The sequence below is a fragment of the Sulfurimonas sp. HSL-3221 genome (assembly GCF_021044585.1).
Taxonomy (GTDB): Bacteria; Campylobacterota; Campylobacteria; order Campylobacterales; family Sulfurimonadaceae; genus Thiomicrolovo; species Thiomicrolovo sulfuroxydans.
Map to the genome: position 1 here is coordinate 1317916 of NZ_CP087998.1, position 22728 is coordinate 1340643.

At 58.0% G+C, this 22728-nt stretch carries 20 protein-coding genes; 9 read left to right on the top strand and 11 right to left on the bottom strand.

Annotation, left to right across the window (positions count from 1 at the left end):
• Positions 1-8: 8 nt before the first annotated feature.
• The 8 genes from LOH54_RS06715 to mltG form a co-directional block, all read right to left on the bottom strand.
• Positions 9-326 carry a 4Fe-4S dicluster domain-containing protein gene (locus LOH54_RS06715; RefSeq protein ID WP_231018065.1) on the bottom strand — a complete coding sequence of 106 codons (318 nt, stop codon included), beginning with the start codon at positions 324-326 and terminating at the stop codon, positions 9-11.
• A gap of 71 nt (positions 327-397) precedes the next feature.
• The gene (locus LOH54_RS06720; protein WP_231018066.1) at positions 398-694 is read right to left on the bottom strand and encodes a heavy-metal-associated domain-containing protein; all 297 of its coding nucleotides are present in this window, start codon (positions 692-694) and stop codon (positions 398-400) included.
• A complete protein-coding gene (sucD, locus tag LOH54_RS06725) occupies positions 694-1566 on the bottom strand; it encodes a succinate--CoA ligase subunit alpha (RefSeq protein ID WP_231018067.1) in 873 nt (290 codons plus the stop codon). The genes LOH54_RS06720 and sucD overlap by 1 nt, the downstream gene beginning before the upstream one ends.
• Positions 1567-1569: 3 nt before the next feature.
• Entirely contained in the window at positions 1570-2739 is a 1170-nt protein-coding gene (gene sucC, locus LOH54_RS06730; RefSeq protein WP_231018068.1) for an ADP-forming succinate--CoA ligase subunit beta, read from the bottom strand.
• 24 nt (positions 2740-2763) lie between these two features.
• Positions 2764-4155: a class II fumarate hydratase gene (gene fumC, locus LOH54_RS06735; protein WP_231018069.1), complete on the bottom strand. Its 1392-nt coding sequence runs from the start codon at positions 4153-4155 to the stop codon at positions 2764-2766.
• Between the two features lies 1 nt (position 4156).
• Entirely contained in the window at positions 4157-5113 is a 957-nt protein-coding gene (mdh, locus tag LOH54_RS06740) for a malate dehydrogenase (RefSeq protein ID WP_231018070.1), read from the bottom strand.
• Positions 5114-5321: 208 nt separating this feature from the next.
• Complete coding sequence (locus tag LOH54_RS06745; protein WP_231018071.1) at positions 5322-7496, bottom strand: NADP-dependent isocitrate dehydrogenase; 2175 nt, start codon at positions 7494-7496, stop codon at positions 5322-5324.
• 145 nt (positions 7497-7641) lie between these two features.
• Positions 7642-8532, bottom strand: coding sequence for an endolytic transglycosylase MltG (gene mltG / locus LOH54_RS06750; protein WP_231021229.1), 891 nt, complete (start codon positions 8530-8532; stop codon positions 7642-7644).
• Here mltG and LOH54_RS06755 point away from each other — a divergent pair.
• From LOH54_RS06755 to LOH54_RS06775, 5 genes are all read left to right on the top strand, one after another.
• Positions 8516-11776, top strand: a complete 3261-nt coding sequence (locus LOH54_RS06755) for a YhdP family protein (RefSeq protein WP_231018072.1) — start codon at positions 8516-8518, stop codon at positions 11774-11776. The genes mltG and LOH54_RS06755 overlap by 17 nt on opposite strands.
• A gap of 173 nt (positions 11777-11949) precedes the next feature.
• The gene (locus LOH54_RS06760) at positions 11950-13194 is read left to right on the top strand and encodes a hypothetical protein (protein WP_231018073.1); all 1245 of its coding nucleotides are present in this window, start codon (positions 11950-11952) and stop codon (positions 13192-13194) included.
• A gap of 154 nt (positions 13195-13348) precedes the next feature.
• On the top strand, positions 13349-13858 hold the full coding sequence (locus LOH54_RS06765) for an FMN-binding protein (protein WP_231018074.1): 510 nt from the start codon (positions 13349-13351) through the stop codon (positions 13856-13858).
• Complete coding sequence (locus LOH54_RS06770) at positions 13858-14340, top strand: Aq_1264-related membrane protein (RefSeq protein WP_231018075.1); 483 nt, start codon at positions 13858-13860, stop codon at positions 14338-14340. The genes LOH54_RS06765 and LOH54_RS06770 overlap by 1 nt, the downstream gene beginning before the upstream one ends.
• On the top strand, positions 14340-14807 hold the full coding sequence (locus tag LOH54_RS06775) for an Aq_1264-related membrane protein (RefSeq protein WP_231018076.1): 468 nt from the start codon (positions 14340-14342) through the stop codon (positions 14805-14807). Before LOH54_RS06770 ends, LOH54_RS06775 begins: the two co-directional genes overlap by 1 nt.
• On the opposite strand, the gene LOH54_RS06780 is transcribed toward LOH54_RS06775, so the two are convergent.
• Genes LOH54_RS06780 through LOH54_RS06790 form a run of 3 tightly spaced genes read right to left on the bottom strand, consistent with a single transcriptional unit; the run spans position 14743 to position 16793 of the window.
• Positions 14743-15243 carry a YdbT family protein gene (locus LOH54_RS06780; RefSeq protein ID WP_231018077.1) on the bottom strand — a complete coding sequence of 167 codons (501 nt, stop codon included), beginning with the start codon at positions 15241-15243 and terminating at the stop codon, positions 14743-14745. The two genes, LOH54_RS06775 and LOH54_RS06780, sit on opposite strands and share 65 nt — an antisense overlap.
• Positions 15230-16165, bottom strand: coding sequence for an FAD:protein FMN transferase (locus tag LOH54_RS06785; protein WP_231018078.1), 936 nt, complete (start codon positions 16163-16165; stop codon positions 15230-15232). The genes LOH54_RS06780 and LOH54_RS06785 overlap by 14 nt, the downstream gene beginning before the upstream one ends.
• Before the next feature lies 1 nt (position 16166).
• Positions 16167-16793, bottom strand: coding sequence for an HAD family hydrolase (locus LOH54_RS06790; RefSeq protein ID WP_231018079.1), 627 nt, complete (start codon positions 16791-16793; stop codon positions 16167-16169).
• Positions 16794-16919: 126 nt separating this feature from the next.
• On the opposite strand from LOH54_RS06790, the gene LOH54_RS06795 reads away from it, so the two are divergent.
• From LOH54_RS06795 to LOH54_RS06810, 4 genes are all read left to right on the top strand, one after another.
• Positions 16920-17735, top strand: a complete 816-nt coding sequence (locus tag LOH54_RS06795; protein WP_231018080.1) for an MlaA family lipoprotein — start codon at positions 16920-16922, stop codon at positions 17733-17735.
• A gap of 4 nt (positions 17736-17739) precedes the next feature.
• A complete protein-coding gene (locus LOH54_RS06800; protein ID WP_231018081.1) occupies positions 17740-18324 on the top strand; it encodes a Tgt2/MlaC family protein in 585 nt (194 codons plus the stop codon).
• Positions 18317-20827, top strand: a complete 2511-nt coding sequence (locus LOH54_RS06805; RefSeq protein ID WP_231018082.1) for an efflux RND transporter permease subunit — start codon at positions 18317-18319, stop codon at positions 20825-20827. The genes LOH54_RS06800 and LOH54_RS06805 overlap by 8 nt, the downstream gene beginning before the upstream one ends.
• A gap of 69 nt (positions 20828-20896) precedes the next feature.
• Complete coding sequence (locus tag LOH54_RS06810; protein ID WP_231018083.1) at positions 20897-22726, top strand: response regulator; 1830 nt, start codon at positions 20897-20899, stop codon at positions 22724-22726.
• Positions 22727-22728: the final 2 nt, after the last annotated feature.

A 22728-nucleotide genomic window follows, 5' to 3' on the forward strand; every position in this document is an offset into this window, starting at 1 on the left:
CCTGCTCCTTACTGCTCAAGTGACATATAGTTGTTAGCAACGATCGCCGCCTGGCGAGCTTTTGCTTCGTCTGTCAGCTTCGCAAATTTGTACTCTTTCTTATCTGCAACATAAATCGCAAAGTCCGGACATGTGAGTTCGCACTCGTTACAGCCGATACATGACTCCGGGTGGTCGATGGAGATCATCGCACCCAGTGTAGATGTCGGTTCATAACGCATCCCCAGAACGCCCGAAGGGCAGACGGAAACACAGATATCACATGCTTTACAGTTGTTGGTGTTGACCCAGACAGGGGCATCACCCGGATTTTCAGTCTGAAACATTAATACTCCTCCATTTATTTGCGAGATAAGGGATCTCATAAAAGGCTCCGAAAAACCCTTTATGAGAATCCCTACTCTTCACTTTTGGTTGAAAACTTTCCGATGGCACAGGAGACGAAGCTTTTTGCTTTCAGTCCCGCCGCGTCCAGACCGCTGACCTGCTCTTCTGCAAGAGGATAGCCCAGCCTTCGTAAAATCGTTTTGAATAGTGCTGATCGCGCGTCGTCCGCAACATCTACTGTTACGATACGAGGCTCACACGTCAAATCGACCTCTACGGATGTAAACCCTTCGGCTTCGAGTGCCTGCGTGATCGTCGCTGCGCAGCCGCTGCAGCGGACATTGGCGACGGCGACACTCTCTTTCATTATTTGGAAAGAACCTCTGCGACCGCTTTGCCGATCTCTGCCGGCGAAACGACGACTTTGACGCCTGCCGCTTCGAGTGCCGCCATCTTCTCGGCCGCCGTACCGGCAGCGCCGGAGACGATCGCACCGGCATGACCCATACGTTTGCCTTTCGGCGCCGTCTGGCCCGCGATAAAAGCTACAACCGGTTTGGTGATATTTTCCTTAATAAATGCGGCTGCCTGGATTTCCAAGTCTCCGCCGATCTCACCGATCATGACGATCGCTTCCGTTTCCGGGTCCGCTTCGAAGAGCGGGAGCAGCTGCTTGTAGGAAAGACCGATGATCGGGTCACCGCCGATACCGACGGCTGTCGTGATACCGAAGCCCTCTCTGACGACCTGGTTTGCACCTTCGTACGTCAGCGTACCGGACTTGGAGATCAGACCGACGTTGCCTTTTTTGAAGATCATGCCCGGCATGATCCCGATCTTGCACTCTTCAGCAGTGATGATACCCGGACAGTTCGGCCCGATGGTCTTCATGCCTTTTTTCGATGCGTACATTTTGGCATACATCATGTCGCGGACCGGTGCGCCTTCGGTAATAATAACCGCAAGCTCGATGCCGGCATCCGCCGCTTCCATCACCGCGTCACCGACGAATGCCGGCGGAACGAAGATCATGGAGACGGTCGCGGCCGTTGCATCGACCGCTTCTTTGACCGTGTTGAAAACCGGTTTGCCCAGATGCTCCTGACCGCCTTTGTTCGGTGTCACGCCGCCGACGATCTGCGTGCCGTAGGCGATGCACTGCTCAGCATGGAAAGTACCCTCTTTCCCTGTGAAACCCTGAACGATAACTTTGGTATCTTTGTTTACAAGAATTGACATTAATTACTCTCCTTTCGCTGCTGCGACGGCTTTGGCTGCACCGTCTGCAAGGTCTTCCGCCGCGATGACGTTCGCAATGTTGGCGTTTCTGAGGATCTCCGCCGCTTCAGGGGCGTTCGTACCGTCGAGACGGACGATGACCGGAACGTGGACGTCGACCAGTTTCGTCGCTTCGAGGATCCCGTTGGCGATACGGTCACAGCGGACGATACCGCCGAAGATGTTGACGAAGATCGCTTTGACACTGGGGTTTTTGAGGATGATCTCAAATCCCTTTGCCACCGTTTCAGCGTTCGCTTTACCGCCGACGTCGAGGAAGTTCGCCGGGGTACCGCCCATGTAGTTGATGGTGTCCATCGTCCCCATCGCGAGGCCCGCGCCATTGACCATACAGCCGATCTCGCCGTCGAGGGAGACATAAGAGAGGCCGAAGCGGCTTGCTTCGCGCTCGTCCGCATCCTCTTCGGAGATGTCGCGCATGTCTTCGATGTCCGGGTGGCGGCCCAGTGCGGAGTCGTCAAAGCCCATCTTGCCGTCGAGTGCGAGGAAGTCGCCCGCACCCGTCTTGATCAGCGGGTTGATCTCGATCATCTCCGCGTCGTTTTCCATATAGACGTTGTAGAGGGCTGCAGCAAATTTGATGAATTTGCCCTGCTCCTCTTTCGGCAGTCCGAGGCCGAAAGCGAGTTCGCGGCCGTGGAAGCCCTGGAAACCGATGGTCGGGTCGATCGCAACTTTGACGATCTTCTCCGGCGTTTCTTCAGCGACCTTTTCGATCTCCATGCCGCCTTCGGTGGAGGCCATGATGACAGGCATCTCTTTCGCACGGTCCAGGACCACGCCGAGGTAGAGCTCATCCTTGATGTCCGCGCCCTCTTCGATGTAGACCTTCTGGACCAGTTTTCCTTCCGGACCCGTCTGGTGTGTGACCAGCGTCATGCCGAGGATCTGACCCGCAAGCTCGCGGACCTCGTCCAGGGAGCGTGCCAGTTTGACACCGCCGCCGAGGCCGCGGCCCCCTGCATGGATCTGTGCTTTGACGACCCAGACGTCTCCGCCCAGCTCTTCAGCGTTTGCGACCGCCTGGTCAGGTGTGTTCGCGACGATACCGCGCGGGGTCGGTACGCCGTATTTGGCAAAAATCTGCTTCGCCTGATATTCATGGATATTCATATTTTCTTCTCCTCCTTTATTGGGTTACGCTTTGGGGGCAATCATATCACCCGGTACCACGTATTTATCGAACTCTTCGGCACTCAGCAGGCCGAGCTTGACCGCCTCTTCCTTGAGGGTCGTGCCGTTCTTGTGCGCCGTCTTCGCGATCTTGGCCGCATTCTCGTAGCCGATATGCGGGTTGAGCGCCGTGACGAGCATCAGCGAATCGTTGAGGAAGTGCTCGATGTTCTCCTCGTTTGCCTTGATGCCGACGGCGGCATTGTCATTGAAAGAGACGATGCTGTCGGCGAGCAGGCGGACGGACTGCAGGAAGTTGTAGGCGATCACCGGCTTGAAGACGTTCAGCTCGAAGTTCCCCTGGGATGCCGCGAAACCGATCGTTGCGTCGTTCCCCATCACCTGGCAGGCGACCATCGTGACCGCTTCGCTCTGCGTCGGGTTGACCTTGCCCGGCATGATCGAGGAACCCGGCTCGTTTTCCGGGATGGAGATCTCGCCGATGCCGCAGCGCGGGCCGGAGGCCAGCCAGCGGACGTCGTTGGCGATTTTCATCATATCCGCCGCGAGGGCTTTGAGCGCACCGTGGGCAAAGACGAGCGCATCGTGGGACGTCAGCGCATGGAACTTGTTCGGCGCCGTCACGAAATCGTGCCCCGTCAGTTCCGTCAGTTTCGCCGCGACGCGTGCCCCCAGTTCCGGGTGGGCGTTGAGGCCCGTACCGACCGCCGTACCGCCAAGGGCAAGCTCGCGGACAGCGTCAAGGGAATCCTTGGCCATCTTTTCGGACTTGGCGAGCATCTCGACCCAGCCGCTGATCTCCTGACCCAAGGTAAGCGGTGTCGCATCCTGAAGGTGCGTACGGCCGATCTTGACGAGATGGGCAAACTCTTCGCTTTTCGCCTGGAGCGTCGCTTTGAGCTTGGCGATCGCTGGGAGCAGGCGCTCTTCGACGGCGATGACAGATGCGACATGCAGGGCCGTCGGGTAGGTGTCGTTGGAACTCTGAGACTTGTTGACGTCATCGTTCGGGTGGACAAGTTTCTCCGTACGGAAGTCGCCGCCGAGGATCTCCGTCGCGCGGTTGGCGAGGACCTCGTTGTTGTTCATGTTCGACTGCGTACCCGAACCGGTCTGCCATACGACGAGCGGGTAGTTGCCGTCGAGTTTGCCCGCGAGCATCTCGTCCGCCGCCTGGGCGATCGCATCCGCTTTTTTCGCATCAAGCTTGCCGAGGTCCTTGTTGACCAGAGCAACCGCTTTTTTCAAATAGGAAAACGCACGGGTGATCTCGTAGGGCATCGTCTCTTCGCCGATGCGGAAATTCTGGATAGAGCGCTGCGTCTGGGCTGCCCAGTACGCATCTTTGGGGACCTGCATCTCCCCCATCGTATCCTTTTCGATTCTGTAGTCCAAATTAGGCCTCCTCAAAGAATTTGTTTTCGTTCAGGGTGTCGATCAGGGTCTGAACAGAGTTGCACGAGCGGGCGAACATCTCTTTCTCTTTCTCGTTGAGCGTCACTTCGATGATCTTTTCCGCGCCGTTGGCACCGATCATGACCGGGACGCCGGATACGACGTCGTCGTAGCCGTACTCGCCCTCGAGGTAAACGGCGCACGGGTGGATCTGTTTCGTATCTTTCAGGATCGCCTCGACCATGATGGCCGTGGATTTCGCCGGGGCATAGTACGCGGAACCGGTCTTGAGGTAGCCGACGATCTCGGCGCCGCCGTGGCGGGTACGGTCGACGATCTCATCGATTTCGTCCTCGGTAAGGAGGTCGAAGAGCGGGACGCCCGCGACGGTGGAGTAGCGCGGAAGCGGTACCATATCGTCACCATGTCCGCCCATGACGGAAGCACGGATCTGCCCACCGCCGTAGCCCAATTTTTCCTGGATGAATGCCGCCATGCGGGAGCTGTCGAGGATGCCGGCCATCCCCAGGACGCGGCTGCGGTCGAAGCCGCTCTCTTTGAGCGCGACATAGGTCATCGCGTCCAGCGGGTTGGAGACCATGATGATAATCGCGTTCGGAGAGTATTTTGCGATGCCGCGCACGACCTCTTTGGTGATTTTGGCGTTGATCATCAGCAGATCGTCGCGGCTCATGCCCGGCAGACGCGGGCTTCCGGCAGTGACAACGACGACGTCGCAGTCCGTGAGCTCTTCCATGCTCTCGGCGACGCTGACAACCGTATGGCTGCGGACCGCTGCCGCCGCCTGTGACATATCGAGGGCCTTGCCCTTTGCGACTTCGATCTTGTTGTCGCGGAGAATGATCTCATGGCATGATCCGAGCATTGCCAGTGAATACGCGACAGTCGCACCTACGTTTCCGGCGCCGACGATTCCAACACGTTTACCCTGATTCATTGTTGAAGTCCTTTTCGATTTTAGTGGCTCTTCTGCACCGATATACACATAAGCAATATGTGCGAACACACACCATTATGCATACATGGCAGAAGATTGTACATTATAAGTAAAATAAGGTTAAGTCCACTTCGTGAACCCAATAGAATGGTAGAAAGGTAACACTCACCTTTCTACCGTGTTCCGAAACGGAACACAAAATGTCGACTTAGAGCGCGTCGATAATCGCGTTGAGTGTGGCAGACGGGCGCATTGCCGCTTCTGCTTTCGCATCGTCCGGGTGGTAGTACCCGCCGATGTCCTGTGCTTTGCCTTCGACAGCCATCAGCTCTTCCATGATCTTCGCTTCGTTCTCTTTGAGCGCTTTCGCGACCGGCGTAAATTTCGCCTGCAGATCTTTGTCTGCAGAATCCGCCAGCGCCGTCGCCCAATACTGTGCGACATAGAAGTGGGATGCTTTGTTGTCCGGCTCGCCCGCTTTACGGCCCGGAGCCTTGTTATTGTCAAGGTACTCCTGGTTCGCAACGTCAAGGGCAGCAGTTACTTCAGCCAGTTTGGCATTCGGGTACTTCTGCTCGATCATGCGCAGAGACTCGGCCAGGGCGAGGAATTCACCCAGGGAGTCCCAACGGAGGTGACCCTCTGCCAGGAACTGGTCGACGTGCTTCGGCGCAGAACCGCCCGCACCGGTTTCGAACAGGCCGCCGCCCGCGAGCAGCGGAACGATGGAGAGCATTTTCGCCGACGTACCGAGCTCGAGGATCGGGTACATGTCGGTGAGGTGGTCGCGCAGAACGTTACCGGTAACGGCGATCGTATCTTTGCCCGCACGGATACGCTCGTTCGTGAAGCGTGTCGCAGCGGTGATGTCCATAAAGTGGATCTCCAGACCGTCCGTATTGAACTCCGGCATGTATTTTTTGACTTTGGCGATCATCTGCGCATCGTGGGCGCGGTTTTCGTCCAGCCAGAAAACGACCGGGATCTGTTCGATCTGGCCGCGTTCGAATGCGAGGCGGATCCAGTCTTTGATCGGGATGTCTTTCGCACGGGACATACGCCAGATGTCACCCGCTTCACACTCAAAGCTCATCAGAACCGTGCCGTCTTCGGCTGTAACGGTAACCGTACCCGCTTCGTCGAGGACGAACGTTGTCGGATGGGAGCCGTACTCTTCCGCCTTCTGTGCCATCAGTCCGACGTTCTGCATCGTCCCCATTGTTGTGACGTCGTACTGTCCGTTTTTGACACAGTCAGCGACCATCTCTTCGTGGAACATACCGTACGTGGAGTCCGGAATGACAGCGACACACTCGAGCGCATCACCGTTGCGATCCCACTGTTTACCGCCTTCACGGACGACAACCGGCATGGATGCATCGATAATGATGTCGTTCGGCGCGTTGAAGTTCGTCGTACCCTTGTCAGAGTCGACCATCGCGATTTTCGGGCTGTCCGCTTCGACAACCGCCTGGAATGCCGCTTTGATCTCCGCCTCTTTCGCGTGACCCTTGATCTTCTTTTCAAGGTCGGACATACCGAGGTTCGGGTTGACGCCGACTTCCGCGAATGTATCCGCATACTTGCTGAAGACACCTTCGAAGAAACATTCAAATCCGTGGCCGAACATAACCGGGTCGGAGATCTTCATCATCGTCGCTTTGAGGTGGACCGACCAGATGACGCCTTTCGCTTTCGCGTCCTCGATCGTCTGCTTGTAGAATGCGCGGAGTGCTTTGACGGACATGAAGGTACCGTCGAGCACTTCGCCGTCAAGTGCATCGATTGTTTTGAGTTCGTTGCCGTTGAGAGCGATCGTGACTTTCTGGCCTTTTTCCATTGTGATGGACTTCTCGTTGCCGTAGAAGTCACCGTTGCCGTTCATGTGCGCGACATAGGATTTGGAGTTTTCAGAGTATGCTTTGAGGCGGTGCGGGTTCTTCTGTGCATAGTTCTTGACCGCTTTCGCCGCACGGCGGTCGGAGTTGCCTTCGCGAAGAACCGGGTTTACCGCGGAACCGAGGCAGGTGCTGTACGTCGCCTGGAGCGCTTTCTCTTCGTCATTCGCCGGATTTTCAGGATAGTTCGGGATATCGTAACCCTGCTCCTGGAGTTCGGCGATACAGTCTTTGAGCTGACCGACGGATGCAGAGATGTTCGGCAGCTTAATAATGTTGCCTTCAGGCTTCAGGACAAGCTCGCCCAGTTTTGAGAGTTCATCTTCACCTTTACCCATCGCGGCAAGGACACGACCGGCAAGTGAGATATCGCTTTGTTCCAGTTCGACGCCGCCCTCAGCGCAGAATTTGGAAGCAATCGGAAAGAACGAGTATGTAGCCAAAGCCGGAGCTTCGTCAATTTTCGACCAGATGATTTTAGACATTCTATATCCTCGAAGTGTGAAGTTGATCGGCATTACTAAATATAATTTAGAACCGCCGACTGAAAATTACAGGGTCATCATATCACTTCAATCGTGTTTCATGCCAAATCAAGAATAAACAGGGGAGAATATTTGGATTACTGTATCATTTAGTAACATGGTTAATATTGCGTAAGTGTGTAGAATAGTAACGTGTGAAGCGGTGCTTTCCGTCGGCGCCTTTCGTAAAATAGAGGTACTCCGTTTTGGCCGGAAAGATCGCCGCACGGATCGCATCGAAGCCGACGTTGCAGACCGGGGCGGCCGGCAGACCGCTGTGCAGATAGGTGTTATAGCCGCTCTTGTCCGATCGGATGCGCGCGGCGGTGATCTTTTCATGGGAGTACGGACCGTAGTTGAGTGTGCCGTCCATCTGCAGCTTCATCCCCTTGGCGAGCCGGTTGGCAATGACGGAGGAGACCAGCGGCATTTCCGCATTGTCCGCCGCCTCTTTCTGGATCACCGAGGCGATGATTATATAGTGGTACCATTTGCGCTCGTTGTAAAGGCCGAAGATCTTCTCCGACCAGGCGCGCTGTTTCGCCTCGGCGTAGCGCAGCAGCAGCTGCACGGCGTCGGGTTCGGTAATGCCTATGGGAAGCTGATAGGTATCAGGGACGATCGCCCCTTCCTCATAGGGGCTCTGCTCCCGGAACGCCTCCATCAGCCGTACCGGGTCGAGCCCGTGGCTCTCGGCAAGCTGTGTGAAGAAGACCTGGGTCGTCTCCCCGGGGACCAGGGTGACCGGTTTCATCGCCGCTTTGGAGGTCGTAATCCGGTAGAGGAAATCGCCGTGGGTCATGGCCGTGCTTCCCAGGTCGATCCAGCCGTGCTGCGGCCGGCCGACAAAGCGCAGCAAAAAGGCGTCCAGGCGGTTAAGCTGCGGGTTGGCGGTTTCTAGGTGTGTTATAATCTTGCGAATTGATCCCTGGGGAATATAGAGCACCTTCGATGTCGTGAGCCCCATATTCAGGTAATAGATGAACGACAACGCCATCAACAGAGCGATTGCACATACCCATTTTACGATCGTCGCGGTCATTGCTTTCTGTCTGGCCCTCATCACTGTTCTCTACCTTACCCTCTCAAGCGGTGTCCATCTGGGCAAGCTCAAACTCGGCCGCCTTTATGCGGAGAAATTATACCTGAAGTGGGACGATGCACTTCAGGTCGAGATCGGCACGATCGCCCTCGCCCCTTCCGACGCGCCCGAGGAACCCACCGACCTCCTCAGCCTCCAGCGGCGTGTCTCCGCGGCGCTGAAGCACTTGGACGACCGCTGGATCGGCAGCCTCCGCATCGACCGCATCCGGCTCGGAAACGATCTTAGCGCCTCGCTCTTCTTCGACCCACGCCGCCGTAGCGACCTGCATGTCGCCTCCCGCGCCCAGGGGCACATCTCCATGACCCTTCTGCCTGTGCGAAACGCGGACGCCTACAAAATGGAACTATACGGTGACAGCAGCAAGTTTGGCGGCACCTTCCGTTTCGAGGGCGTTCTGCAGCCCAAGCAGAGCGAACTCTACCTGGGCGGCAGCATCGACGTCGCCGAGGATATCCATCTGCGCCTGGGCGTGCACGCCACCCGCGACGCCGTCACCCTGAACACCTTCTCGACCGAACCGTTTGCGAGCGTCGCGCCGATCGTGAAACCCCTGCACCTCTCCGACCACGTCGAGCCGTGGATCGTCGCACGGGCCCAGGGCGGGCCGGTCATGCTGCACACCCTGCAGACGACCCTCCCCTTTGCCTCCCCGGCAAAAGCCTTCGACAATCTCTTCGGCCAGCTCACCTTTCATAATGCACGCTACCGTTTTGCCAATGACCCCGAGGCGTTTGAGCCTGCTCTCGCGGAGAAGGTCACCGTCCTCTTTGAGCATAAGGTCCTGAAGATCCTGCCGCACAATGCCACCTTTTACGGCGAACCGGGGGGAGAGACCAGCGTCGCGATCGATTTTGGCGGCAAGGAACCGCTGCTGCAATTGGCCATTGTGACGACCGCACGGTTCACGCCGGCGCTGCAGCGTCTGACCGCTTCATACGGCATTGACCTCCCCTTCACCCAGACCCGCGGGGTCACCGATACCAACCTGAGCCTGACCGTCAACCTCGGCCATGCGCAGACGACCGCCCAGGGATCCTTCAAGACGGAAAAGAGCCGCATCGATCTCGCCGGTCTCCCCATCACCGTCTCCCGGGCCGCCGTCGATCTGAAAGGTTCGGATGTCACCCTCCGCTCCGTCGATGCTTCGCTCTTTGATGGCAACGTGACCGGCAGCGTCACCGGGGCATTCAATCCGGCCAAACATCGTGGGACGATCCGCTTCAATCTCGGCGACGTTCGCTACCCTGTCGGCAATGCACCCATCGTCCTCTCTCCGCAAAGCGTTCCGATGCATTTTGAGTACCGCCTTCATCCCAAAGGCGACACCCTCCGCTTTGACGCCTCGCGGTGGCACTATATGGAGCACAATCTCACATGCGATGCCTTTACGGCCCCCTTTGACCTCAAGCAGGTGCGCTTTAACGTCCCCAAAACCGCCGTCACTCTGGACCGGACGGCACGGGCCAACGTGGAGGGTGAGATCTCCCTGTCCCCTCCCGCCGCCACCCTGCTGCTGGACCTAACATCGCTTCACGCCGGTACCTTTTCCACTGCGCAGGCGCACACCCTCTTCCATATCCGGGCCGACGAGAACCTCTCCGTCGTCAGCAATGCCACCACCCACTGGTCCATGGACAAGACGCCCCTCTCCGTCTCGCCTTTTACCGTTTCGAAACACAACGGCATTTTCCGCCTCTCCCCGGCCGTCGTTTCGATCGAACACCAGTTGACCGGCTCCGTCGAAGGTGTCTTTGAACCGGCGACGATGGCCACCGAGCTCAACGTCTCCAAATTCCGCCTCGAGGACGAGGGGCTCGGCAGGCTGTTCCAGAATATGGAGCGCTTCAGCGTCTATATCGTCCCCATCGACGACGAATACGACATCGTCATCCCCTCGATCAATATGGTCTATTCCACCCTGGGCAGGGGCTGGCGGCTGCACTTCTTCTCCCTGGATGCCCTGACGAAACATTCCCCGCTGCTGCGCGACTACAACCTCACCGAAAGCACCATCTCCGTCTGGTCGGAAAACGGGAACTATCCCGTCGCCTTCAACGGGATCGTCGATTACCCCTATGCCCTGACCGCCGTCAACGGGACGCCGGTCAACACCTACCGTTTTCAGGGGAGTATCGAACAAAACGGCACCCTGGAGTGTTCGATCAACGACCGTATCAAGGTCCGCAGCGGCGACACGATCCGCATCCGCTCCAACGGGGTTGACTTCAGCCAGCCCGAACTGACCCGTTTCTACCGCGACCACCATTTCAATACCGAAGACAATGCGAGCGAATCGAACACCTCGGTCTTTATCGATGCGAACGATACCGCCATTCTTTTCCCGGGCAAGCGTCAGGCCAAAGCCGACCGCATCACCATCGACTACAGCCCCAACCGCATTCTCGCGCAGCTCTATAAAGGGGGCGGCGGTGCCAAGCTCGACGTCAAAGGAGAGACCTTCTACCTCTTCGGATACCGCCTCGACGACGACTTCATGAACCATTTCTTCAACCTCTCAAAAGTCAAAGGCGGGACGCTGGACTTTTACATGATTGGAGAAAAGGACGACTTTAAGGGGCTGGCAAAGATCAACAACACGACCGTCTACGACTATGTGCTCTTCAACAACCTGTTCGCGTTTATCAATACCGTCCCCGCCCTGGTCACCTTTTCACTGCCCTCCTATGAGACCAAAGGGATCAAAGTGCAATCCGCCTATGCCGAACTCGCTTATCACAAGGGGGTTCTGACGGCATCAAACATCAAAATAGACAGCAAAGAGCTTGATTTCGCCGGCCAGGGAACCATCGACTACAACAAAGACCGCATCAAGATGCAGCTCAGCGTCAAGACACGGGCCGCAGAGAACATTCGCAAGATTCCTCTGGTCGGTTATATTCTTGTCGGTGACGACAAATCCGTCCTGACGACACTGAGCATCAACGGCCCGCTGAACGATCCCAAGGTGGAGAACACGATCGCCAAAGACATCATCGTCAGTCCCTTCAATATCCTCAAACGCACCCTCGACTTTCCGCTGCACTATCTGAAAAAACTCGACAGCGGCGCCGACGACGATGCCGATAAAGGAAAGGAGCCCCAGGAGGTCACCTCCGGCATCCCGCCCGCTAATTGATACCAACTCTCAAAAAGTTACCATACGTGACAAAAATGTCTTTTCTCCTTCATTTTTGATAATGATTGTCATATCTATTGACTTTTTCGGCTCATATCACCTATACTTCACCCATTATTTTGGGAATGATTCTTGAAATCGTAAAAATAGAAAACATAACAAAAGGATAGGTGATGAAGCACATTGCACTTTCACTGGGAGCCGCCCTGCTGGCCGGTACGACACTCTGCGCGGACGAACTGAGCGAACTGAAAGCCCAGATCGCCGAACTGCAGGAAAAAACGGATGCCCTCATCGACGAAACGTCGGACCTGAAAACGGGATTCAACTATACGACGGTCGATGCGAACGCCTCTGTCAACGGCATGGGGCCTGCAGCCTCAAAGGTCTACTACTCCAAGTCCCCGCTCTCCATCGGCGGCTACGGTGAAATGTACTGGTCCTCTCCGGACAGCGACGGTGCCGCCGGGGACGCCTATACAGACGTCTACCGCTTCGTTCCCTATATCGGGTACAAGTTCAGCGACAACATCGTCCTCAATACCGAACTGGAGTTCGAACACGGTGGCGAAGAGGTCGCCATCGAATTCATGTACATCGACTTCCTGCTGCATGAGGCCTTCAACCTCCAGGTCGGAAACCTCCTGGTGCCGATGGGTCTGATCAACAAGCGCCACGAACCGACGCTCTTCAACACGGTGCAGCGCCCGGACGTTGAGAAATACCTGATCCCTTCGACCTGGCATGAGACCGGGATTCTCGCCTACGGCAGTTTCAGCGATATCGGTCTTAGCTACACGGCAGGGATCATCAACGCCCTGGCGCTCAACAACGACAATAATATGCCCGGTTCCGTCAACAAGAAATGGATCCGCAGCGGCCGTATCGGTTCGGAAGAGAACGGCCCGATGCAGCGCGTCGGCTTTGTCGGGCGCCTTGATTACCGCGGTATCAGCGGTCTGCTCCTGGGAACATCGGCCTACTACGGCGCCGCGACACAGGGGCGCCCGAGCGGTGTAGACGCCTTTATGTACGACTTCTACGGCCAGTACGAAAAAGCGGGCTTCAAGCTCAAAGGCCTCTACACGGCCATCACCGTCTCGAATGCCGAGAAGATCTTCGCCGAAGCGGCGGACGGCGCGGAAGGGTACTACGTCAACGCGGAGTATGACCTGCTGGCGACACTGCCGACGCGCTACCGCCTGCCGATCTTCGCACAGTATGAGAGCTATGATCCCGTCTCCTCCGTCGCCGGCGGTACCCGTCCCGACCTCGAGCAGACCAACACGACCGTGGGCATGAACTTCTTCCCTCACGAACAGGTCGTCCTGAAGGCGGACTACGTCATGACCGACTTCCATGACAGCGCGCTTGAAGACTACAACGTCTTCAGCATCGGGATGGGCTTCGTCTTTTAAGACGCCTCCCGCGCGCGCCCGGCGGGCGTTCCTTCTCCTTCCCGCTCCGCCGCCGTGTGTTATAATTTTTATACAAAACCGATCCTCAAGTACCCGCAGCGGCGGGGATTTGATAATCCGTTTTGAAGAGAGATCCATGCTGAAAAAGTTGATAGTGACCCTGGTTTTACTGAGTGTCGGCGCGGCAGCCGCCCCGCTGATCTCGCCGATCGATGCGATGCAGCACGCCTTCGGGGCGCAGAGCGAAGTGACGAAGAAAAACACCCTGCTGAGCAGCAAGCAGGCTGCGGCCGTCACCAAACGCGCCAAGCTCAAACTGGAGACGAAAATCTACCGCTTCTACACCGCCGACATTGACGGCAAAGCCGTCGGATACGGTGTGCTGGTGACGCGCCAGGTCCGCCAAAAAGATGCCACGGTGCTCTACATGATCACGCCGGAGGGCACGATCCGGGCCATCGAGATCGTCGCCTTCAATGAACCGCCGGAGTATATGCCCCAGCACACCTACCTCGAACAGTTCAAGGGCAAGGACGCGAACGCGACCCTGCGCGTCGGCAAAGACATCCCCACCGTCAGCGGGGCGACGCTCAGCGCGCGCAACGTCACCGACGGTGCCCGCCTCGCCCTGGCACTCTTCGAGACCGTGATCAGGAAACACTGATGCGCTTCACCCTCGTCAAAGACCTGCGCAGCGACGCGCTGATGCGTCCGCTGCTCAACGGACTACTCCTGTTTGCAGGCACCTTTCTCGTTGCCGACGCCTTTCTCAAACGCGACCATATCGGGCTCGACCGTGCCACCCTCTCTGCGACCCTTTACGGCAACGAAGCGGAGTTCATCGACCCCGTCAGCGAACATTTCGTGCTTGAACTCCTACACAGCGATATCTTCTTTATGATGATGACCCTGCTGACCCTCTCTGCCGTCTATGCGCGCCTCTGCCCGTTCAAACGCGTCGCCGCGGTCGTGATCAATATCGCCATGATCGCCGCCGCCGCCGACGTCGTCCTCTTTGCCCTTGCCTATTACAAAGGCGAAGCCTATCTCCTGCCGTGGCTGGGCGCCTTCTGGCTCTGGCACGGCACGGCCCTTTTCATGGCCTTCGCCTCGCTGCTCTACCTGAACGTCCTCAAGAAGCCCTGATGCAGCGCGCCTACCGTTTCGCCGTCGTCTATTTCGCCCTCTTCGGGCTGCTGCTGCTCGCATCGGCCGCCGCCCTCTTCGCGAGCAAGATCGGCTTCTCCGTGCAGGGCATCGAGCTCTACTATCTGGGCAGCGACACCGTCCCGGGCAAAAGTGCTTACGGACTGCTGGAGACCGCTGTGCCGCACCTGGGAGCCATGGGGCTTTTTATCATGGTGGGGGCGCATTTCCTGCTTTTCGCGACCGATACCGCCAAACGGCGTGCGATCCGGCTCGCGCTCACGCTCTTTGCCGCGGCGCTCCTCGACATCGTCAGCGGCTACTTCATCGCCTCCGGGAGCACCCTCTGGGTCTGGATCAAACTGGCGTCATACCTGCTGCTGAGCCTGCTGGGGACGCTGCTCATGCTTCAGTTGATCTACTACGCTTTTTGGCATAGCTTGTCGCGGCAACGACATCCCCGATGATGGCACGGTGATATGCGAAGGGGGCTTTGATATGGCTGATGACATAGCGCCCCCCGGAGATCGTCAGGACCTCCAGCGTTCCGACGTCGATGTGGTTCTTGAACCGTTCACTGTAGGGCTTGATATAGATCGTCCGGATCTCCTCGAGGTTGATCGGTATGATCTCCCGGTTTTTGAACCCCTTGTGGATGATGAGGCGTTCGGGCGTCAGCACGCAGTGGTAATGCTTCTTCTCCCGGATCTCCTGCAGATGCATGTAAAAGGTGCGGATGATGAGCACCAGACCGATCACCCCGATCTCGTACTCGTAGCCGATAAACAGCAGCAGGGCACCCAGTCCGTAGAGGGAGAGGATGCCGTTATAGAATGTCTTTGATATCTCGGCGGCAACAAGGATCGTCTCCTCCGGGTGCAGCATCTTCTCAATCATCTTCATGGTTCCCCTCCAATACTTCAAGGTAGTGCGACAGGTTCGCGCTTTTGACGACGGTACCGTCACTGTAGATCAGCACATAGCCTACCGGCAGGGTCCGCAGAAACGCAACGGCTTTGGGGGGCGGCATCACGGCCGCCGCCGTCGTCCAGGCGTCGAGATCGCCGCTGCGTACCGTACCGACGAGGGTGATCGAAGCAAACGCGCGCTCCGATGCCCGCGTTTTCGGATCGATCAGGTGGTTATGGGTTTTGTCCCCGACAAACCGCCGGTAGTCGCCGCTCGTACTCATTCCCGTTTGCGGGGCCAGACTTTTGAAGGTCATGAGGGTCCCTTCCGAAAAGGGGTCCTGGATCGCCAGGAGGCAGCGGCCGAGGCAGCGAATGTCGCCGCTGAGTGCCACGGTGCCCTCCGTAACCCCGCAGTGACGGAGCACGGCGGCGGCAGCGTCGAGACCCACCCCTTTGCCGAAGCCGCCGAAGTCGAGCATCGCGCCGGGTGCGAGCCGCGCGGCTGTCGCATTGAATTCCAGCAGGTTCAGGCCGATCGGGAGGCCGGCGATTTCCGCCCTGCCCGGCACTCTTTCCGCTTCGCCGAAATGGTAGGCCCCGCGGCTGAGGGCACCGATGGTGATGTCGAAGTAGCCGTCGCTCTGCACGTAGTACCGCACCGCGCTCTGCAGGGCGTCATAGAGCGTCGGCGAGATCGCCAGCGCCCCCGCATGATTGAGGCGGTAGACCTCCGCGGCGGGGTCGTACGACGAAAGCGCCTTCTCGACCGAGGTCATGGCGGCGAAGGCCCCGTCGATGCAGCCTGCGGCGGTGTCCGGGACCGACACGGTGGCGAAGGTCCCCATCATCACACGGGTCCGTTCCGTCGCCTGCAACGACGCAAGCAGACACAGCAGGGAGAGCAGAAGCTTCATTTCAGACAATGTCCAGCAGTGCGGCAGGGTGCCCGATGACGATATCGCCCTCCCCCTCGGCGCTGAAGCCCCAGGTGGAGAAGATGCCCGTAATGCCGGCCAGGCGCGCGGCGTCGATATCTTTGCTGTTGTCGCCCACCATCCAGGCCCGGTGCTCCTGCGGCCGAAACCCCAGGGCGTCGAGGATCAGGCGGAGCATCGCCGGATCCGGCTTTGACGCCCCGGCGATGTCGGGGCCGATGATATGGTCGAAATAGTCCGCGATGCCGAGATGCCTGATCATCCTTGCGGCAAAGGTGCTCGGGGCATTCGTCGCAACGGCAAGCCTGACGCCCGCAGCGTGAAGCGTCTCGACCGTCTCGCGGATACCCGGGTAGAGTACGGGATTCTGGATGCACTGCTCATGGTAGTGCGATTCGAAGAGCTCGCGGTCGCGCGTCTCGTAATGCTCCGTCCCGTAAAAAAGTTTGGGCAGATTGCGCACGGGCCTGTTGATCCATGCGACGACGGTGCCGCTGTCGATGGGCGGCAGGGCATGATTCGCCGCCCTGACGTGGTTGATCGAGCAGGTGATGTCGTGCTGCGAATCGATCAGCGTTCCGTCCATGTCAAAGATCACAATACGCATGGTTTTCTTCCCCGCAGGCAGTTTCGCGCTATTATAGCAAAGCGCCATGAGATGCGTCATATTGTGATTTTCCTGTGACAATTTGCAGTGAAATATTTAAACATTTTTGGTACAATCCTGACATTCATGAAGAGACTCATTCTGACAATCGCATTCGGGTTTACGCTGCTTCACGCCCAGTCGGGAGACGTGCCCGCACCCTCTGAAACGGAAAAAGTCGGTCCGCTCGCCCACCTCTCCGGTCCCGAAGACGAGATTTTTGACGACAGCGGCTTCGACGATGCCGGTTTCGAGGAGGAGTTTACGGACGACGCCAAACCGGCCTATGACCCTTTTGAAGGGTATAACCGCTGGATGACCGGTTTTAACAATACCCTCTTCGATTACATCCTCAACCCCGTGTTCAGCGCCTATGACTTTATCCTGCCCGAACCGATCCGGGTCTCGATCAACAATATTTTCAACAACCTCTACTACCCCGTCAGCCTTGTCAACAACCTGCTCCAGCTCAAATTCGACCACGCGCTGACCGAGACGGGGCGCTTTATTATCAACTCCACTTTCGGGTTCGCCGGGATGTTCGACACCGCCATGCAAATAGGGGTGGAGCCCCATGTGGAGGATTTCGGGCAGACCCTGGGGCACTACGGCGTCGGGAACGGTTTCCCGATCGTCCTGCCCTTTTTCGGCCCCAGCAACCTGCGCGACATCACGGGGGATCTGATCGATTTCTATGTCAACCCAATCTATTATGTTGACCCAAGAAAGTATAATATCCCCCGCGATACGTATGAAGGGTGGGGATTGGTAGGCTACAAGCGCTTCAACAAGTTCTCCCTCTACCGGAAGGAGTACCTGCAGATCCGCGAGGAGGCCCTGGACTTCTACCCATTTATGCGCGATGCCTACGAGCAAAACCGCAACAAACTGATATCGGAGTAATGTCATGAAAAAACTGTTCTATCTTGCCCTGCTTTCCCTGCTGCTGCCCCTCTCGGCCGCGGCGCTCGAAGCGAACGAGATCGGCAGCGTGATGCGCCAGAAGGTCGATGCGGTCCTGGAGATCCTCAACGATCACAACAAAAGCAAAACGGACCGCAATGCGGCCATCGAGCAGGAGATGGACCCCTATTTCGATTTTGTGCTGATGGCGAAGCTCAGTCTCGGCAAAACCGGCTGGCAGGAGGCGACCCCTCCCCAGCGCAAAGAGTATGTCGTTTTGTTCGAGCGCCGGATCAAGGACTTCTATATGAGCAAACTCGACCTCTACAAGGACGAAGCCATCACCCTTGAAGCGCCGCGGCAGGTCAAGAACCGTATCTATCTCAACAGCTACATCGTCGAAAAGGGCGAGAAGAAAGAGGTGCTCTACAAGTTCTACCATGCCAAAGAGGGGTGGCTGATCTACGACGTCGACGTGCTGGGCGTGAGCATCATCCAGTCCTACCGCAGCCAGTTCGCCGGCGAGCTCGAAAAGGGCTCGATAGAACAGCTTCTCATCAAACTGCGTCAACCACAGCCTGATGCTTAAACGCTTCTATACCGGCTTCGTTTTCCGGTACCCCCGCACGGTCATCGCCCTAGTGCTGCTCACAGCGGCGCTGCTGGGCACCCAGGCGGTGAAGCTCAGCGTCGACGCCTCCGCCGAGACCCTGCTGCTTGAAAATGACAAGGACCTCGCCTACACCCGCCTCGTCGCCAAACGCTACCGCGGCCAGGACTTCCTCGTCGTCACCTACACCCCCGACGCCGACCTCCTCGCCCCGCAGACCCTCGACAATATCCGGACCCTCAGCGCGGCGCTGCTGAAGATCGACGGGATCGACTCCGTCAACTCCATTCTCAACGTCCCGCTCCTGGAGAGTCCTCCGAAACCCGTCAAGGAGCTGCTGGAGAAGATCCCCTCCATCGAAGCGGGCGACGCGAACCTGACCCTGGCCCGCGAAGAGTTCAAACACAATCCCCTCTACGTCTCCAACCTTGTCAGTCCGGACCTCAAAACGACGGCTCTGCAGGTCAACCTCGTCCGCGACGACCACTACTACGAGCTGCTTGACCGCCTCAACGCCCTGCGCGCGGCCGACGACAACGGCACGCTCACCGCAGAGGGCAGGACCGAGCTTGCCGACGCGACGGCCGTCTTCAAAGCGTACCGCGACGTTGCCCGCGAACGCGACCACCGCATGATCCTCGCTGTACGCGATACGCTGCGCACCCATCAGGCGGCGGGGCAGCTCTTCCTCGGCGGCGTGACGATGATCGCCGACGACATGGTCACCTTCGTCAAACGCGACCTCAAAACCTACGGCGTGGCCGTCCTGGCCCTGCTGATCCTCGTGCTTTGGACGGTCTTCCGCCAGAAGCGCTGGGTCGCCCTGCCGGTGCTGATCTCCGCCCTTTCCATCGGCATTACGGTCGGGCTGCTGGGGATGCTTGGTTTCGAGATCACCGTCATCTCGTCCAATTTCATCTCCTTGCAGCTGATCATCACGATCTCCATCATCATCCACCTGATCGTGCGCTACCGCGAACTCGCGCTGACCAACCCCGCAGCCTCCGAAAAAGAGCTGGTACTGGAGAGCACCCTCTCCATGTCCAAACCGACCTTCTTCGCCATCATCACGACGATCGCGGGCTTCGCGTCGCTGATGCTCTCGGGGATCAAGCCGGTCATCGCCCTGGGCTGGATGATGAGTATCGGCATCAGCGTCTCCCTGATTGTCACCTACTTGCTCTTTCCGGCCGTCAACGTGCTGCTCAAGCGCAAACAGCCGAAAACGACCTTCGACAAAGAGTTCTCCGTCACCAAGATCCTGGCGACCTTCACCGAACGTCACGGCGCATGGACGCTTATGGCCACCGTCTTGCTGATCGCCTTCTCCGTCACCGGCGCGCAGCGGCTCGTCGTCGAGAACAGTTTTATCAACTATTTCAAGCCCACGACGGAGATCTACCAGGGAATGTCCGTCATCGACCGCCAGCTCGGCGGGACGACGCCGCTGGACATCACCATCGACCTCCCCCAGCCCCCTACAGCCGAAAGCCCGTCCGAACCCGCTGCCGACAGTGCGGCCGGTTTCGACGAATTCGACGAATTCGCCGAGGAGTTCAATGCCGAGGCGAAAGGGGCCCAGTACTGGTTTACGGAGAACCGGATGGAGGTTGTGCGCCGTGTCCACGAGTGGCTGGAAAGCGTCCCTCATGTCGGAAAGGTCCTCTCGCTCGGGACGATGCTCGAAGTGGGCCGCACCCTCAACCACGGCCGTGAACTCGACAACTTCGAGCTCGCGCTGCTCTATAACGAGATGCCCGCGAAATTCGCCGATATCATTCTCAAACCCTACGTCAGCATCGAGCACGACCAGGCCCGTTTCGCCCTGCGCATCATCGACTCCGATGCCGATCTGCGCCGTGCCGACCTTCTCAAAGAGCTGCATGACGGGCTGATCAACGTGGTCGGCATCCCCCCGGAACATCTGCACATCTCCGGCCTGATGGTGCTGTACAATAATATGCTCCAGAGCCTCTTCGAGTCGCAGATCGCCACCCTCGGCGTCATGGCCGTTCTGCTCTTCTTGATGTTCTGGGCCCTCTTCCGCTCCTTCCTCACAGCCGTCGTCGCCATTATCGCGAACCTCGTTCCCGTCGGGACGGTCTTTGGCGTCATGGGATGGTCCAATATCCCCCTGGACATGATGACCATCACCATCGCCGCCATCAGCATCGGGATCGCGGTCGACGACACCATCCACTACATCCACCGTTTCCGGATCGAACTTGCGCGCGACGGCGACTATGTCGCGGCAATGCACCGTTCCCACGAGAGTATCGGTTACGCCATGAGCTACACCTCTGCGGCCATCATGATCGGTTTCGTCATCCTCGTGCTTTCGGTCTTTATCCCGACCATCTACTTCGGCCTTCTGACCGTGCTCGTCATGTTTATGGCGATCGTCGCGGACCTCATGCTGCTACCGAAGCTCATCCTGCTGCTGCGTCCTTTCGGACAGGTGACGAAAAAAGTTGTCAATTAAAATTAACACGCTACAATAGTAACAATATCTACCGGGGGGCTCACGTCCCCTGTGCCATTAGGATGGATCATGATTAAGTTACGTCGTCTTCTTCTTGCCGCTATGTTCCTGGCCGCCGGAGCATTTGCCGCACTCAACCAGGCTATTTCCATCGGTGCCTTCAGCAACGCCGATGCCGCCCAGTCACGCATTGCAGAGGTCAAGAAGCATCTCATGCAGGATGAGGCCGTCGCTGCGCTCATTGCCGCAGAGCGCTTCAGCTTCACCGTCGAACAGGTGAAAGGGCTCTACCGTTCCGAACTGACAGGGTTCGCGGATGCCGGCGATCTCCCCGTCGTCATGGAGCGCGTCAAAGGTATCGTCCCCGACGCCTATTATGTCAGCCGTACTACTGCCGCAAGCGACACAGCGGCGGCACCGGTACCGGTCCAGGAGGAAGACGGTGTCTTCGTCGTCGATGAAACGGACGCTGTCGTCGAGGAAGCCCCCCTTGCCGCAGCGCCGGAAGCGGCCGAAGTTCCCGCGCCCGTTTCTGCGCCCGAAAAGGTCACCCCGGAAACCGCAGCCGTGGACGAGCTCCCTGCCCCCGCCGCTTCCACCGAAGTCACCGCCAGCAACGACCTGCCTGAACCGCCTCTGGACGGTACCTCTTCGATGCTGCTGTACAGCATCCTCCTCGCAGCCGTCGCCCTGCTGATCCTGCTCTACGTCGCCCGCAGGAAACGGACTTCCAGCGATTTCTTCCCCCAACATGAAAAGGAAGACTTTGAAGAGCTTGCCGAAAAATTCGCCGCCTCTTCAACCACGGCACATGCCCCTGAAGCGGAAACGGCTCCTGAGGAGCCCGAAGCAGTAGAAAGTGTGCCCTCTGAAGAGCACTTCGAACCCGAACCGACGGTCGAGATAGAGGAGACGCCGTTCTTTGAGGAGCCGGCCGCCGAACCGGAACCGGTCGTCTTCGAAACCCCGGAAGAGACACCGGCCGAGACGATCCCGGAAACGGCAGAGGAACTTCCCGAAACGCCGGCGGCACCTGCCGCTGCTCCGGCGGAGGCCGTTTCACGCAAAAAACGCGGCCTGCCGGCGGACCTGGGCTCCGTCACCAAGGAGCGGCTGGCCGAATTCGCCGGTAACCGCCTGCTTATCGCCGAGGACAATCTGATCAACCAGAAGGTAATCTCCCGCCTGCTCGAAGGGAGCGGGATGGAGATCGTCATCGCCAACAACGGCCAGGAAGCCCTCGATATGCTCAACGCGGACCCCGGCTACAACATGGTACTGATGGACGCGCACATGCCGGTCATGGATGGTTTTGAAGCGACACGGGCCATTCGTCAGGATCCCCGTTTTGACGCCGTGCCGGTTGTCGCATTGAGCGGGGACGTCGGGGCGGACGATATCCGCAACATGCGCGAAGCCGGCATGGAGGAGCAGCTGGCCAAACCGCTGCGGGTCGATGCCCTGTACGAAGTGATGTACCAGTACCTCAACCTCGCTTCGGAAGCGGCCGAAACAGCGGAGGATGAAACGCTTCCGGAACTGAAGACCCACGAATACGATGGGGTCTTCAATGCCTCCGTCGGACTGGACATCTGCGCCGGTGACAAGGTGATGTATGCGGAGATCCTGGATGAGTTCGTCGCATCCTACAACGAGGCGGACAACCTGGTCCGAACCTATATCAGAGCCAATGACGACGCAAGGCTCGTCGCCTTTATGCTCGACGTCAAAGGCGTCGCATCCAACATCGGCGCCGACGCCCTCGCCGAAGCCGCGGAGACCCTGCGCGAAGCGGTACTCATCAACCGTGTCGAAGAGTATACTAAGCTCGCCGACGCCTTTGCCTCTACCCTGCACAAAACGATGGCAGCCATCGACAGCTTCAAAACGACTCTCTAAGC

Bases quoted from the DNA above. Each gene is read 5' to 3' on its own strand.
- LOH54_RS06715 (WP_231018065.1), bottom strand. From the start codon at position 326: ATGTTTCAGACTGAAAATCCGGGTGATGCCCCTGTCTGGGTCAACACC.
- LOH54_RS06720 (WP_231018066.1), bottom strand. From the start codon at position 694: ATGAAAGAGAGTGTCGCCGTCGCCAATGTCCGCTGCAGCGGCTGCGCA.
- sucD (WP_231018067.1), bottom strand. From the start codon at position 1,566: ATGTCAATTCTTGTAAACAAAGATACCAAAGTTATCGTTCAGGGTTTC.
- sucC (WP_231018068.1), bottom strand. From the start codon at position 2,739: ATGAATATCCATGAATATCAGGCGAAGCAGATTTTTGCCAAATACGGC.
- mdh (WP_231018070.1), bottom strand. From the start codon at position 5,113: ATGAATCAGGGTAAACGTGTTGGAATCGTCGGCGCCGGAAACGTAGGT.
- LOH54_RS06745 (WP_231018071.1), bottom strand. From the start codon at position 7,496: ATGTCTAAAATCATCTGGTCGAAAATTGACGAAGCTCCGGCTTTGGCT.
- LOH54_RS06755 (WP_231018072.1), top strand. From the start codon at position 8,516: ATGAACGACAACGCCATCAACAGAGCGATTGCACATACCCATTTTACG.
- mltG (WP_231021229.1), bottom strand. From the start codon at position 8,532: ATGGCGTTGTCGTTCATCTATTACCTGAATATGGGGCTCACGACATCG.
- LOH54_RS06760 (WP_231018073.1), top strand. From the start codon at position 11,950: ATGAAGCACATTGCACTTTCACTGGGAGCCGCCCTGCTGGCCGGTACG.
- LOH54_RS06770 (WP_231018075.1), top strand. From the start codon at position 13,858: ATGCGCTTCACCCTCGTCAAAGACCTGCGCAGCGACGCGCTGATGCGT.
- LOH54_RS06775 (WP_231018076.1), top strand. From the start codon at position 14,340: ATGCAGCGCGCCTACCGTTTCGCCGTCGTCTATTTCGCCCTCTTCGGG.
- LOH54_RS06780 (WP_231018077.1), bottom strand. From the start codon at position 15,243: ATGAAGATGATTGAGAAGATGCTGCACCCGGAGGAGACGATCCTTGTT.
- LOH54_RS06785 (WP_231018078.1), bottom strand. From the start codon at position 16,165: ATGAAGCTTCTGCTCTCCCTGCTGTGTCTGCTTGCGTCGTTGCAGGCG.
- LOH54_RS06790 (WP_231018079.1), bottom strand. From the start codon at position 16,793: ATGCGTATTGTGATCTTTGACATGGACGGAACGCTGATCGATTCGCAG.
- LOH54_RS06795 (WP_231018080.1), top strand. From the start codon at position 16,920: ATGAAGAGACTCATTCTGACAATCGCATTCGGGTTTACGCTGCTTCAC.
- LOH54_RS06800 (WP_231018081.1), top strand. From the start codon at position 17,740: ATGAAAAAACTGTTCTATCTTGCCCTGCTTTCCCTGCTGCTGCCCCTC.
- LOH54_RS06805 (WP_231018082.1), top strand. From the start codon at position 18,317: ATGCTTAAACGCTTCTATACCGGCTTCGTTTTCCGGTACCCCCGCACG.
- LOH54_RS06810 (WP_231018083.1), top strand. From the start codon at position 20,897: ATGATTAAGTTACGTCGTCTTCTTCTTGCCGCTATGTTCCTGGCCGCC.